Origin of the sequence: Streptomyces sp. NRRL B-24572, from assembly GCF_002156145.1 — a bacterium.
GTDB classification, from domain to species: domain Bacteria; phylum Actinomycetota; class Actinomycetes; order Streptomycetales; family Streptomycetaceae; genus Streptomyces; species Streptomyces vietnamensis.
Genome location: NZ_MWIG01000047.1, coordinates 26,269 through 40,582, shown reverse-complemented (window position 1 = coordinate 40,582; position 14,314 = coordinate 26,269). Strand labels below are relative to the sequence as shown.

Annotated in this window: 7 protein-coding genes; 5 read left to right on the top strand and 2 right to left on the bottom strand. The window is 68.8% G+C overall.

Features of this window, described 5'->3' with window-relative positions:
- The 5 genes from pglX to CCN56_RS03180 form a co-directional block, all read left to right on the top strand.
- The coding region (pglX, locus tag CCN56_RS03200) for a BREX-2 system adenine-specific DNA-methyltransferase PglX (protein ID WP_107484089.1) at positions 1–1,282 on the top strand (1,282 nt) is incomplete at its 5' end.
- A 23-nt stretch (positions 1,283–1,305) separates the two neighbouring features.
- Entirely contained in the window at positions 1,306–5,199 is a 3,894-nt protein-coding gene (locus tag CCN56_RS03195) for a phage resistance protein (RefSeq protein ID WP_086823282.1), read from the top strand.
- On the top strand, positions 5,199–8,114 hold the full coding sequence (pglZ, locus tag CCN56_RS03190) for a BREX-2 system phosphatase PglZ (protein ID WP_086823279.1): 2,916 nt from the start codon (positions 5,199–5,201) through the stop codon (positions 8,112–8,114). The genes CCN56_RS03195 and pglZ overlap by 1 nt, the downstream gene beginning before the upstream one ends.
- A gap of 163 nt (positions 8,115–8,277) precedes the next feature.
- Positions 8,278–9,588, top strand: coding sequence for a BREX system ATP-binding protein BrxD (gene brxD, locus CCN56_RS03185; RefSeq protein WP_086823293.1), 1,311 nt, complete (start codon positions 8,278–8,280; stop codon positions 9,586–9,588).
- 53 nt (positions 9,589–9,641) lie between these two features.
- Positions 9,642–11,801, top strand: a complete 2,160-nt coding sequence (locus tag CCN56_RS03180) for a DEAD/DEAH box helicase (protein WP_179199660.1) — start codon at positions 9,642–9,644, stop codon at positions 11,799–11,801.
- Positions 11,802–12,150: 349 nt separating this feature from the next.
- Here CCN56_RS03180 and CCN56_RS03175 read toward each other — a convergent pair whose 3' ends face one another.
- Both CCN56_RS03175 and CCN56_RS03170 read right to left on the bottom strand, forming a co-directional pair.
- The gene (locus CCN56_RS03175) at positions 12,151–12,789 is read right to left on the bottom strand and encodes a hypothetical protein (RefSeq protein ID WP_086823276.1); all 639 of its coding nucleotides are present in this window, start codon (positions 12,787–12,789) and stop codon (positions 12,151–12,153) included.
- Positions 12,786–14,201, bottom strand: coding sequence for an AAA family ATPase (locus tag CCN56_RS03170; RefSeq protein WP_086823273.1), 1,416 nt, complete (start codon positions 14,199–14,201; stop codon positions 12,786–12,788). Before CCN56_RS03170 ends, CCN56_RS03175 begins: the two co-directional genes overlap by 4 nt.
- Between the last annotated feature and the right edge of the window lie 113 nt (positions 14,202–14,314).

The following is a 14,314-nucleotide window of genomic DNA, read 5'->3' as shown; positions in this document are numbered from 1 at the left end:
CGCCCTCGCCAGCGAGGGCGTCCCCACCGCTACCGCCCTCCGTGAAGCTCAAACCCACTACAACTCCACCCGGGCCCGCATGATTGCTCTCCAGGAGGAGCTGGATTGGCAGGTGTACTCCCTGTACGACTTGCACTCCGAGGATTTGCGCCTGCCTGAATTCTCGGCTGTGCCCAAACTCGCCCTCGGCGAGCGGGCTTTCGAGATCGTCCTTGCGCGACAGGTCGCGGCTGGCGAGGCCAGTGGCGAGTGGTTCAAGCGGCACGGCTCGACGCCAATCACGGAGATCCCCGCGCACTGGCCCGCCGACTACCAGGCGCTCGTGCAGAGGCGGATCGACGTCATCGAGTCGAACCGCGCTATCGGCATGGTGGAGCGGCCGGAGTACAAGCGGCGCTGGGCCACCGAGGGCTGGGACGCGATGCGGCAGAAGGCGCTGAAGTCCTGGCTGCTCGACCGAGTTGAGGACCGCGCGCACTGGTTCGACGCCAGCGGCAACCCCACTGTCATCACCCTCGCCCGTCTCGCCGAAAACCTGTCCGCCGACGAGGACTTCGTGTCCGTCGCCGAGCTGTACGCGCCCCGGCAGGACCTCGCGAAGACCGTAAGGGAGCTGCTGTCCGAGGAGCACGTGCCGTTCGTCTCCGCGCTGCGGTACAAGCCGTCCGGGCTCAAGAAGCGCGCCGACTGGGAGTACGTTTGGAAGAAGCAGCGTGAGGCGGACGCTGCTCCCGACGAGCCCACCAAGCGGCAGATCCGCAAGGGGACGCCCGTGCCGCCGAAGTACACCGCGGCGGACTTCCTGAAGCCGAGCTACTGGCGTGCGCGCGGCAAGCTCGATGTACCCAAGGAGCGGTTCGTGTCGTACGGCACGGCCAACGCACAGTCACCAGACCTGTATGGGTGGGCCGGCTGGGACCACTTGGAGCAGGCCCTCGCGCTTGCCTCCCATATCCAGCAGGCCGGGCTCGGTGAGGATGACCTCGTGCCGTACCTGGCCGGGCTGCTTGAGCTGCAGCCGTGGCTGGAGCAGTGGCATGGCGAGTACGACCCGGAGTTCGGGGCGTCGCCGGCCGCCGAGATCCTTGCATTCCGGCAACAGAAGCAGGGCGAGCTCGGGCTGACCGACGACGCGCTGCGGGCCTGGCGCCCGGCCGCGGCCACCCGCGGCAGCGCGAAGAAGGCAGCCGCGCCCAAGAAGCGAACGGGCGCGAAGGCCGCCGTCCAGATGTCCGTCACGGACAACGTCACCGACGCCGCCACCGGCGCAGAGTCCGACTGATCAGGGCGAGGAGCTTAAACACCATGGCGTTCATGAGCAGGAACAACACTCGCCCCGAGGACCGGCCGCTTCTGCGGGAGCTGATCGACATCCCGGAGTCGGTGTCCACCTCTGACTTCGTGCTGAAGCTGAACGAGGCGGTCACCCCCGAGGGGGCTGAGGCGGCCCTGAAGGACTACGTCGTCACCGACCGGCTGCTGGGTAATTTCGACGAGGCCCTGGACCTGATCAAGTCGGCGCTCGACAGTCACTCGTCGAAGGCGGCATATCTGCACGGTTCGTTCGGTTCCGGTAAGTCGCACTTCATGGCGGTGCTTTACGCGCTGCTCTCGCGCAACCAGGCCGCTCGGAACCGTAGCGAGCTCGATCCGGTGCGGGCCCGGCACTCCTGGCTGGACGCGGGCGACCGTAAGTTCCTGCTGGTGCCGTACCACATGCTCGGCTCCAAGTCTTTGGAGCAGCGGGTGCTCGGCAAGTACGTGGAGCACGTACGCAAGCTGCATCCGGACTGCCCGCTGCCGCAGGTCTACCGGACCGACGGGATCTTCGAGGACTTCGCCGAGCAGCGCCGCCGTAACGGCGACGACTGGGTTATCGCACAGCTCGCCGATGCCGGTGGGCAGGAGGACGAATGGGGTGATTCTTTCACCTGGACCAGCAGCCTTCTCGACGAGGCCATGGACGCGGTGGAGGAGCACGAGAACACCAAGAGCCTCGATCTGGACAATCCCTCCACGCCGAGGGAACTGCGTGCCCGCCTCGTGCAGGACCTCACAAGAACGCTGTTCCCCGCCTTCGCGCGCAATGCTTCCGAGGACGCCAGCGGCTTCATCTCCCTCGACAGGGGGCTCAGCGTCATCGCGGCGCACGCCAAGGCGCTGGGCTACGACGGGCTCATCCTGTTCATGGACGAGCTGATCCTTTGGCTGGCCACTCTCATCCACGACCAGAAGGTGCTGGGCAGGGAATCCAGCAAGGTGACGAACTTCGTGGAGGGCGGTGACGAGCGGCGTGCCATCCCGGTGGTGTCGTTCATCGCCCGTCAGCGCGATCTGCGTGAGCTGGTCGGTGAGGAGATGTCGGGTGCCGCCGAGGCGGCAGTGCAGGACACCTTGAAGCTCAACGGCGGGCGTTACGACGAGATCGTCCTGGAGGACCGCAACCTTCCTCAGATCGCGCAGGCTCGCCTGCTCAAGCCCGTGCCTGGGGCCGAGGCGAAGGTGGACGCGGCGTTCGCCGAGGCCAAGAAGCTCGGCCCGGACGTCTGGGACACCCTGCTGGGTCACGACAAGTCCACCACCGGCGCGGACGAGGACGCTTTTCGGCGGACGTACCCGTTCCCGCCGGCGTTCATGGACACCCTGGTGCATATCTCTGCCGCGCTGCAGCGCTCCCGCACCGGCCTGAAGCTGATGAGCCAGCTGCTCGTCGACCACCGTGATGACTGGCGGCTCGGACAGCTCGTGCCGCTCGGCGATCTGTATCCGGCGATCGCGGGCGGCGGCGACAAGGCGTTCAGCGGGGAGACCAACGTCCACTTCGAGGCTGCCGACAAGCTGTACCGGGACAAGCTGCGCCCGTACCTGCTGAAGACCAACCAGGTCACCGAGGATCAGGTCGGGGCGTACCGACGCTCTCCCGAGAGCCTGGGCGACCCGCAGCTTGCGGCCCGGTGCCGCGACTTCACCGGCGACAGCCGGCTCCTGCAGACCCTCTTGCTGTCGGCGCTCGCGCCCAGTGTGCCCGCGCTCGCCGACCTCACTCTCGCTCGGCTGCACGCCCTCAACCACGGTTCCATCACCACCCGCATCGCGGGCACCGAGGTCGGCCGGCTCGAGCAGAAAGTGAAGGAGTGGGCGGCGACCTTCCCCGAAATCAAGGTCGCCGGCACCGGGCCGGGCGCCGTGGTCCGACTGGAGCTCACCGGCGTCGACCTGGACGCCGTCCTCGCCAACGCACAGGTCCACAACAATCTGGGCAACCGGCGCGCCAAGATGCGCAGCCTCCTCAAGGACGCGCTCGGGGTTGGCGACGGGCCGGGCGGCTTTGACGCATACGACGTGCTCGACCTTGTGTGGAAGGGCACCGAACGACAGATCGAGGTGGTCTTCGGCCACGTCGCCGACGTCGACTCGCTGTCCGAGGCGACCTTGCGGCCCAGCCAGGACGACGCCTGGCGACTCGTCGTCGATTTCCCGTACGACGAGGGCGAGTTCGGTCCGATGGACGACCTGCAGCGGCTGCGTGCCCTGCGGGAGAAGCCGGGCGGCGACTCGCGCACCCTGGCCTGGCTGCCCACACACCTGACCGACGCCTCCCGCAGTGACTTCGAGCGTCTCGTCGTCATCGACAAGGCCCTCGCCGACGAGGCCCGCTTCGACTCCGAATTCGCACGCAGCCTCAACGCTGACGACAAGGCGCGCGCCAAGAGCATGCTGCAGTCGCAGCGCAACATCCTCACCGAGCGCGTCAGCCAGGCGCTGCGGCAGGCGTACGGGCTCGCACAAAAGCAGGAAGGGGTCGTCGACCTCGGCTTCGATACCCACCTGGTCGCGCAGCAGGATGTGCCCGAGCTGCGGCTTCCTCTCGGTGCACCCCTGGACGCTGCCGCCCGCGACCTCGCCGGCAAGCTGCTTGCCCACCAATACCCCGCCCACCCCGACCTGGACCCCGACGGCACCGGCAAGCCTGTGAAACCTGCCGAGATCAAGACCGTCTTCGAGTACGTGCGCAAGGCCGCCGAGGACCGCGACGGACAGGTCGAGGTCGATGGCAAGGACCGCAAGATCATGGCGCGGATCGCGGGCGGTCTCGGCCTCGGCACCATGCGGGAGGCGTACTACAGGCAGTCCACCACCTGGCCTGACCACTTCACCAGCCAGGCCCGCCGGGACGGAACCGCCGAGCCGACTCTGGTCAAGCTCTCCGACTGGAGCGACCTTCCCGAGCCGCGCGGACTGCCCGAGCCGCTTCGTCGGCTGCTCGCAGCCGCCTACGCGGAGATGACCGACCGGGTGTGGGTACGCGGGGGTGTACCCGTCGAACCGGCGCCCGCACCGCATGAGCTGAAGCGGGACTACGCCCTGCGCGAGCAGGCGCTGCCCAGTGAGGAAGACTGGACCGAGGCGCGCAAGCGGTACGAGACCGTGCTCGGGGACCGGGCGCCGCAGCTGCGGCGCGGGCGGATCGTCAACCAGTTCGCCGGACAGATCAAGCAGGCCGCCGCCGCTCTCGCCCAGGACGCCGGGCGGCTCGTCGGGGAACTGGAGAAGCACCGCGCCTTCCTCCGCCTTGATGACGACTCGCCCCGCCTCGTCCTCGCCCGGCGGGCGCAGGAGCTGGTGAAGTCGGTGACGGAAGCCGGCATCGAGGCCAAGACCGTCGTTGACCGGCTCGCGCGCTTCGACCTCGGCGACTTCACCGCACACCGCTACGCCATGTCCCTCAAGAGCGCCGGAAAGGTCGCCGCCGCGCTGCAGAACACCAGCTGGGACCAGTTGGGCCTGGCCGACACTCTCGGCGTAGATGGCGCAGCCGTCCTGGAGCGGGTGCGGGATGCCGCCGCCGGTGATCCGGGGGACTACCCCGACCTGCCGGGAGTGCTCAATGCCGGCGGCCGGGACGTGCTGTCCCTGCTGAGGTCTCGGCAGAGCACGGCCGAGCGTCCCCAAGCGCCCGCCGCCCCGATGCCGAGTTCCGACGGCGTGGACCTGAACGGCGGCTCCGCCCACCCGCAGGTGCTGCCGGAACCGGTGGCGCAGCCGGGGCCCCGTACGCCGTCGCGGTCCGTGGCCCGCTCCGGCGGTGGGCGGACCACCGCTGCACGGGCTGGCGCCGAGCTGCAGGCGGCGCTCGCGGCGCTCGCGGCCGAGAACCCCAACGCTGCCGTCGAGGTCGTCTGGAAGGTTGTCGACTGATGTCCGACACGGTCACCACAGCGCCCGCGTCCGCCGGTCTCGCCCGGCTGCCGGCGGGGACCGTCCGCCAGTACCTCGCCGCCCGCAGCCGGCTCGGCGACGGCACGGTCCGCGTCCTGCTGCTGCGGGCCGATCCGGCCTGGGACGGGCCCGCCGTGCAACAGACAGCGGGCGGGCTGCGGGCGCGCGTGGCCGTCGGGCCCTCGGTATTGGCCGTACACGAGCAGATCCTGGGCCACCTCGACGCGGCAACTCCCCCTGACCCCAAGGTCCTGGTCGTCCTCACCGACCGCGAGGACACCGACCTCGACCCAGGGCTGCTCGCCCGCGTCTACGGCGGCAGGATCCGGTCCGTCGACAACTGGGAGGTCGTGCAGGAGGCGTTCGACGCACGTGGCCTCGACGGGCGACTGCGCAGCGAGACCTGGGCGGCCGAAGCGCTCCTCGACGCTGCGGCCACCCGCGGCTGGCCCTCGTTGGGTAAGGGAGTGCTCTCCCGAGACGAGGCGCTCACCCGGCTGGCTAGGCGCCGTCTCAGGCTCGGCCGTCACGACACGGATGCGCTGGGCGGGGCCGCCGCACACGACGACGGAGACCGTATCGACCCCGTCGCACTGTTCCGATGGACCCTCACGCCTGGCGGCCCCGACCTCCTGCGCGACCTGCGCGGACCGGAGCGGGCCGGCTTGGCCCGCTTCCTCGCCGAACCCGAGCAGGGCGGCTCCACCGGAAAGATCATCACCGCCCTGGTGGACGCCGAACACGGTGCAGACGCAGCCGCCTACGCGGTCGTCTGCGCCGCCTTGTGGGGGCACGCGGAGGCCGACCACGACTTGTACCGGGCGCGGGGGCGCGCCGAGCGGTGGCTCGGCGACCAGCCGCCAGCCCAGGGCGACGACCTCGACGGACTCCTGGCCTCCTTCGGATCCAGCGGCGAGGCGTTCGTCCGCGGTCTCGTCGACCGGGGCGAGCACCGGCTCGCCGACCCGGTCCTGACTCGGGCCGCGCAGCTCGTGGCACAGTTCGGGGCACAGGCTGCCGCGACTGCCAGCCCGCTGCTCTCGGCCGGACTCGATGCCCGCTTCACTGCGGCTGGTCGTGCCCTTGCCGACGGCGGCACCGACACGATCACCGCTGCCGTCACCGCGCTGGCCGACCATGCTCTGGCCGCCGACGGCGCCACCCGCGCGCGAATCGAGCGGGTGAGGATGGCGGCGCGCTTGCGGCAGTGGCTCGCCGGCTCGCCTGAGGCCGATATCGCCTCGGTCGCTGACGGCACCGCCCGCCAGATCTGCGAACTCGGCTGGGTAGACCGGGCCTTGGAACACCTCGAAGCGGGCGGCGACCCGGACGACGTACTCGCCGACGCGTACAGCCGGATCGGCGCGCAGGTGCGGGACAAGCGCCGCGAGCTGGACCGTGCATTCTCCGAGCGGCTCGCGGTGTGGACCACGGGTGGCACCGCCCCCGGCGCCATGCTCACCGTGGAGAGCGTGCTGGACCGCGTCGTCGCGCCCGTCGTGGCCAGCCCCGGCCGACGGGTCCTGCTCCTGCTTGTGGATGGGATGAGCGTGGCGATAGCTGCGGAGCTTGGCGAAGAACTCCGGGGACAGTGGGCCGAGTTCGACCCGCTGCCCACCGTGGCCGGACCGCCCGTCCGGCGCGCCGTGGCCGCCGCGCTGCCCACCCTCACGACCGTATCCCGGACCTCGTTGTTCGCGGGCACCCTGATGAAGGGCGACCAGAACGACGAGAAGCGGCTCTTCCCCCAGCACTCCTGCTGGAACGGGGCACCGGCGGTCGTCTTCCACAAGGACGACCTGCGCGGCCCCGACACCGGCTCGCCGTTCTCCACCGCCCTCACCGAAGCCCTCGCCGATGAGCGCACCCATGTCGCGGTCGTACTCAACACGGTCGATGACCGCCTCGGCAAGGAGCAGAAACTCGGCGACGGCGCGTGGCGGGCCAGGGAGATCGGCGGTCTGGAACCGTTGCTGCGGGCTGCCCGTGCGCATGGCATGACCGTGCTGCTCACCTCCGACCACGGCCATGTAGTCGAGCGGCGCGGCACCAAGCTCGACGCGGCCAGCGGCACGATTGGCTCGGCCCGCCACCGCACTCCTGGTGGACCCGTCGCTCCGGCCGAGATCGAGCTGTCCGGACCTCGGGTGGTCTGGCCGGAGCCCGGATCGCGGATCGTCGCGTTGCGGGACCACGACACCCGGTACACCGCGCTCAAGGCGGGCTACCACGGCGGGGCAACTCTCGCAGAGTTCACCATCCCGCTCCTCGCCCTGCTTCCCTTCGGCGCCGAGCCGCCGATCGGATGGCGGGAGCTGGGCGACCCGACCCCCTCCTGGTGGACCGAGGACGGCGAGGGTCGTGGCGTCGTCGAGGCCGGAGCCAAGAACGAAGCGGACGCAGGTGCGGTGCCCGACGCAGCCGTGGTGAGCCCGCGCCGGAAGCAGACCAAGAAGGCCGCCCCGCCTGCGCCCGAGGGCGCCATCAGCCTGTTCGGCGAGGACGAGGTGGTAGCCCCCGTACCGCGGGAACCCGGGGAGTCGGCGGCCGAGTCCGAGACGGCAGCCACCTCCAACCAGTCCGAAGACCCTGCGGTTGCCCTGGTCGAGCGGCTCATGGCCACCGAGCTGTACCAGGCACAGCTGGACCTGCTCGCACGCAAGTCTCTGGCCAAAGCCGCCCCGCAAGCCTTGGCCGCGCTCGTTGAGGCCGGCACCCTGCCGATGACCGCCCTGGCCGAACGCGCCGGCCAACCCGCCACCCGGGCCCGCGGCTTCGCCACGACCCTGGCCCAGATCCTCAATTACGACGGAGCTCAGATCCTGGAGATCCTTCCCGACAACCGCACCCTGCGCCTGCACCGCGCCAAGCTGATCGAGCAGTTCGGGCTGTGAGCCAGCACACTGCGGCCGCGACGGGCGGGCCGGTCTCCCGGCCCGCCCGGTCCGCGGGCTGGATGCCAGGCTTTGGCGTCGGGATCCGGCCAGGTGGGCGGCCGGGTGGGAGACTGTTCGGGTGAACGCGTTTGGATCTTCAGCATCAGGGGCCGCCACCTCGATCGGCGTCGTGCGACGGCGCGCCGTGGTGGATGCGCTGCGGCGCGGGGCTGTCCCGGAGAGCGGCCTCGACCTGCTCGCGACCGGCCTGGGCCGCTTCGAAGGGGCAATCGACGAGGAACTGGACGCCGTCGCCAGCGGCGGCTCGGTGTTCAAGGCCGTGCGTGGTGAGTACGGATCCGGCAAGACCTTCTTCACCCGCTGGCTCGGCGAACGCGCCAAACGACGCACGTTCGCCGTAGCCGAAGTGCAGGTGTCGGAGACCGAGACCCCACTGCACAAGCTCGAGACCGTCTACCGGCGGCTCACCGAACGCGTGACCACCGTGAGTTTCCCACCCAGCGCACTGCGGCCGGTCGTCGACGCGTGGTTCTACGCCCTGGAGGAGGACGCGCTCGCCGACGGCGTGAGCGAGACCGAGCTGCCGCAGGCCGTGGACCGGCTTCTCACTGCCCGGCTTGCCGAGGTCTCCCGGCATGCCCCCGCGTTCGCCACCGCCCTGCGCGGATACAAGCAGTCCCTGGACGCCGGAGACGAGGCCACCGCCGCCGCGGTCATGGCCTGGCTCGGTGGCCAGCCACACGTCGCCGCAGCCGCTCGGCGCAGCGCAGGCGTCCGCGGCGACCTGGACCACTTCGGTGCCTTCGGCTTCTTGCAGGGCCTGCTCACCGTGCTCCGGGACGCCGGGCACGCCGGACTCGTCCTCGTGCTGGACGAAGTGGAGACCCTGCAGCGGGTTCGTTCCGACGCACGCGACAAGGCGCTCAACGCGCTGCGGCAGCTCATCGACGAGGTTCACTCCGGTCGCTTCCCTGGCCTGTACCTCGTCATCACAGGAACGCCTGCCTTCTACGACGGACAGCAGGGTGTTCAGCGACTCGCACCACTCGCCCAGCGCCTCGCCACCGACTTCACCACCGACCCCCGCTTCGACAACCCACGGGCCGTCCAGATCCGGCTGCCTGGATTCACCGAGCAGTCACTGACCGGCCTGGGCGCCACCATCCGCGACCTGTACGCGGAAGGCTCCCAGTCCCCCGACCGAATCAAGCAGCTCGCCGACGACTCGTATCTCACCGACCTGGCACGGGCCGTGGGTGGTGCTCTTGGCGGAAGGGTCGGAGTAGCACCACGGCTGTACCTGAAGAAGCTGGTCGGAGATGTGCTCGACCGGATCGACCAGTTCCCCGACTTCGACCCGCGCACGCACTACAAGCTCACGGTCTCCAGCGGCGACCTCACCGCCACCGAACGGAACTTCGCCGCGCCCACGCCGGTCGCCTCTGCGGACGACCTCGACCTCGAGCTCTGAAGAGCCCTTCCTCGAAGTCCCGACCTCTGACGACCAGCGCAGGAGCCATAGACGTGCAGGATCAGCCGCGCGCCACCGACCCAGTGGAACGCCTCGACCCGGTGGTCCTGCACCACATCGTCAACACGCTCGGGTGGCCGGATCTGCGCCCCCTGCAGAAGGCGGCCGTGCACCCGCTGATGGACGGCGAGGACGCGATCCTGCTCGCGCCGACCGCCGGCGGGAAGACGGAGGCCGCCACCTTCCCGATGTTGTCCGCAATGCGGGAAAAGCACTGGACCGGCACCTCCGTCCTCTACCTGGCCCCCCTGAAGGCACTCCTGAACAACCTGGTGCACCGGGTCGACAGCTACGCCCAGTGGCTGGGCCGCCGAGCCGCGCTCTGGCACGGCGACACCCCCGAGTCCGTACGCCGCCGCATCCGCACCGAGTCTCCCGACTTCCTGCTAACGACGCCCGAGTCCCTCGAAGCGATGCTCATCAGCGTCAAGACCGATCACACACACATGCTGGGCCGCGTACGCGCCGTCGTCGTCGATGAGGTGCACGCCTTCGCGGGGGACGACCGCGGCTGGCACCTGCTCGCCGTACTCGAACGCCTGGAGCGACTGACCGGCCAACGGATCCAGCGCATCGGCCTCTCCGCCACCGTCGGCAACCCCGACACCCTGCTCACCTGGCTCCAGGGCGCCAGCCCCGCCGACCGCCCCGGCCGAGTCGTCGCCCCCGGAGTGACCCTGCCGGCCAGCGCGACCGCAACAACCGACGCCGAAAATCTCCCGCGCCCCGCCGGCGAGGTGGAACTCGACTACGTCGGGTCCCTCGCCAACGCTGCCAAAGTGATCTCCGCCCTGCACAAGGGCGAAAAACGGCTCGTCTTCTGTGACTCGCGCAAGCAGGTGGAAGAGCTCGGCGCGGCACTACGAACACGCGATGTCACCGTGTTCCTCTCCCATGCCTCTCTCTCCACTGACGAACGCGCCCGCTCCGAGCAGGCATTCGCCGAAGCACGCGACTGTGTCATCGTCTCCACCTCAACCCTCGAGCTCGGTATCGACGTCGGCGACCTCGACCGCGTCATCCAGATCGACTCACCCAGTACGGTGGCCTCTTTCCTGCAACGCATCGGCCGTACCGGACGCCGCACCGGCACCTCCCGCAACTGCCTGTTCCTCGCCACCCGGCCCGACGCCCTCCTCCAAGCCGCCGGCCTCCTCACCCTGTGGTCCCGAGGCTGGGTCGAACCTGTCACCCCGCCCCCCTCGCCCCGCCATCTCGTTGCACAACAACTCCTTGCTGTCACCCTGCAGGAACACCGCCTTGGCGACCGCCTGTGGCCCGAACAATGGAACGGTCTGGCTCCCTTCGACCGCTCCGCCGCCCCCCTCCTGTCCCACCTCGTCGAAGGCGGATTCCTCGACAGCGACGGCGGCATGCTGTTCATCGGCACCGAAGCCGAGAAGCACTTCGGCCGTCGCCACTTCATGGAGCTGACCGCTTCCTTCACGGCACCACCCGAGTTCACCGTGCTTGCCGGACGCACGGAGATCGGGACCACCGACCCCACCGTCCTCACCGAGGAACGCCCAGGCCCGCGACGCCTGCTCTTGGCCGGCCGTAGCTGGCAGGTCACCTTCATTGACTGGGCTCGACGTCGCGCCTTCGTCGAACCCGTCGAAGACGGCGGCATCGCCAAATGGCAGGGAAGCGAAGCCCGCGGTCTCTCCTACGCCCTCACCCGCGCCATGCGCGACGTCCTCCTCGGCACCGACCCTGACGTCCGCCTCACGCGCCGCGCCACCGCCACCCTCGCCGAACTCCGCATGGACCGCGCACCCCACGAAGTACACCCAGCAGGCGCCTTGTTGATCCGCAACGCCGACGCTACCCGTTGGTGGACTTGGGCCGGCTATCGCGCCAATGCCACTCTCACGGCCTCCCTCGGCAACCTCGCCGACCCCGTTCAGCGCCCCACCGACACCCACGTCCGTCTCCGTCAGGACCTTAGGCTCGACGACTGGAACATCGCCCGCGCTGAACTCCCTAACTCCCTCACTTTTCCCACCGTCGACCCGCGCGCCGTCCGCGGCCTGAAATTCTCCGCGGCCCTTCCGCCTCGACTCGCCACGACCACGCTCGCCGAACGCCTCGCCGACTTCGAAAGCGCCCTTGCCGCCGCCCGCGAGGTCGTACGAGTGGATTGGAGCAGCTGAATACCCACCTTGGTCTGCCGACCTTCAGGCAGCAGCCGAAGCCTCCCTCAACAGGAACCGGCCGCTGACGGTCGCTCCAAAGTCAGGCAGCGCCGCACAGTCCTACGCAACGACGCGGGGTCTGGTGTGGGATATTCCGGTGGCTGACTCGGGCGGGGACCATTGGCTGGGGACGCTGTGACAGCCCTCTGGGCTGGAAGCCGTCGAGAGTTCGCCGTCGTGTCGTTGGAGTGATCACCGCTACAGGCGACGTGGTCGCTCGGAATCGTGCAGGAGCGCGTCGAGTTGCTGGCCAAGAAAAGTTGCAGGCACGCATAGGGGGGATCAAGCGTTCCCTGACGTCAGGCATTCAGCGGCTGCTACCCAGCGCGTCACGCAGATCGTCCGTGAAGGATTGCCAGGATGCGAGCTGTTTTACGGGCCCTGCACGGTCCAGCATCTGAAGGAGACGTGCACGGTTCGCGGAGAAGCGAGCTTGGAGTTTCTGCAGACCGCGACCCCTTTCCTCGCTGGCCGTGGCGATCGCTTGCTTGAGCACGGCCTTGGGATCTGACACCGACTCTACTCGTGCCGGCTTCGGAAGGTTGAGTGGCACCTTGCCGTTCGGGTTGCCTGCGACTTCGCGGATCGCAGCCTGATCGAGCAGCAGCCATGCCTCAAGCATCCGCACAGGGATCACGGGCACATGCGCCACGCCGGGGCTCACTGTGGCCACAGCTTCCGCGATTTCCGTACGTCGACGATCCGGGGGCCCGCTGTCAGAGTCGCGGTGGATGACCACGAGGTCGTACGCGTGGCCACTGTCACTAAGTTGCTGTGCGGCTCGTAGCTTGTCCTCGACCGTGCGACCGGGCTTCTTCGGCAGGCGGTCCAGCTCGGGAACCGTTACCAGGATCTCCCTGCCCATATCGGCTGCAATCGCCTCGATGTGAAACCGCAGGCCCGTGTCACTGGATCCCTCGCAGAGGTAGAGGGCACGCACGGTCATGAGGCGCTCTCCTGAAGGGTCAGCCGATCCTCCGGCGAGGACGTGAGGTACGCCAGGATGTCGGCCTTGGTGCCGTAGCCCTTTTCGGCGCCGGCGGCACGCCAAGTATCGGCCAGGGGACGCAGTCGCAAGCCGCGCGCGACCTTGCCGCTAATCCCCGGAACGGTGGTGGTATCGGCGATCAGCAAGTCCGCCGCGCCGACGAGTCGTACAACGCCTGGCGAGTGCGTGTTGATCAGAACTTGCCGGAAGGGATTGTCCTCGTCCACAGGTAGCGACGGATCGACCGCCAGATCGCGTACGAGTTCGACCATCGCGGAAAGGTTGGCTGGATGGATGCCGTTCTCCGGCTCTTCCATGCAGAGCAGGCCATGCGTCTGGGGGTCTTCCAGCAGGACGCACAGGGCAAGGAAACGCAGGGTCCCCTCTGACAGGCTGCGGGCTGGCAATACCATGCCGTCGATCTCGTGGAGTTTGATCGTCAGGAGTTCCCGTGTGTCGTCAGCATCGACGTGCAACGTCTTGACGTGCAGTCCCGACAGGTCCGACAGGCGCCCTGCGACCCGTGAATAGACACGTGCGGGGTCCTTTGGAGACTTCTCCCGGGCCACGCGGTCCAGGCTCCTCGGTAGGTGCAGGCCGTCGGGCTGCATCTCGCTGGGATCCGAATAGCGGTCGGAGGTGCGTAGTGCGGAGGGTTCGAGGGCCAGTCGGCGCCAAGACTGCATTTCCCGCCGGGCAGCCAGGATGGTCGGGTCGTCGTTCCTGTTGATCGTGGAGAGCATGGTCTGGGGCGCCCGGCTCGCCGGTGCCGGGCGCGGCTGGCCTCTGCGGCCGGCATCGGCGTGAATGCTGATGACGGCGTCGCCCGTCTCGAGAGACGTGGAGATGTAGGGAGCGGTCGAGCGGCGTGCACGCACCACGGCCTTGCGAAAGTCTGTGGCGCGGTGTGGGAAGCGTAGATGTGCGGGAGCCTCACCAGGGCTGATCCGGCTGAGATTCTCGTACCGCAGGGTCAGCCTGCCGCCCCGCTCACCGCGCTGCGGCGGCTGGTAGCCGAGGTGGAGCTCGTAGCGGAGGAACGTGGACGTCGGTTCGGCCAGTCGGCCGAAGTCGTCCTCCACCTCACCGGGGACGATCATCTCTGCAGCGAACGTCATCAGGTGCTCGCCGTCCGAGTAACCGTTCCAGAACAGGTCTCGCGCGTCACCGTGCAGCGTGCCGTGGGTTCCGCGGACTGTCTGGGCAGCCTCGATCATGGAGAGGTCGGCGAGCAGACTCAGGAAGTGGATCGCGTCGAAGACGTTCGACTTCCCGGTGCCGTTCTCTCCCGCGATGCAGGTGAAGGGACCGAACTCGACTCTGAGATCCAGAAGGTTCTTGAAGCCACTGACTTCGAGCCGTGTCAGCATGTGTCCCCTCGTTGGTCCGATCTCAGCGTGCCCCCTGAACCGCGCTACCTGGCTGTGTTACGGCCGGTCCGCATAGGAATGATAGTGCGTCAGGCAACGACAGGCGGATGCAT

Coding starts and splice junctions, on each gene's coding strand:
- CCN56_RS03195 (WP_086823282.1), top strand. CDS start 1,306: ATGGCGTTCATGAGCAGGAACAACACTCGCCCCGAGGACCGGCCGCTT.
- pglZ (WP_086823279.1), top strand. CDS start 5,199: ATGTCCGACACGGTCACCACAGCGCCCGCGTCCGCCGGTCTCGCCCGG.
- CCN56_RS03175 (WP_086823276.1), bottom strand. CDS start 12,789: ATGACCGTGCGTGCCCTCTACCTCTGCGAGGGATCCAGTGACACGGGC.
- CCN56_RS03170 (WP_086823273.1), bottom strand. CDS start 14,201: ATGCTGACACGGCTCGAAGTCAGTGGCTTCAAGAACCTTCTGGATCTC.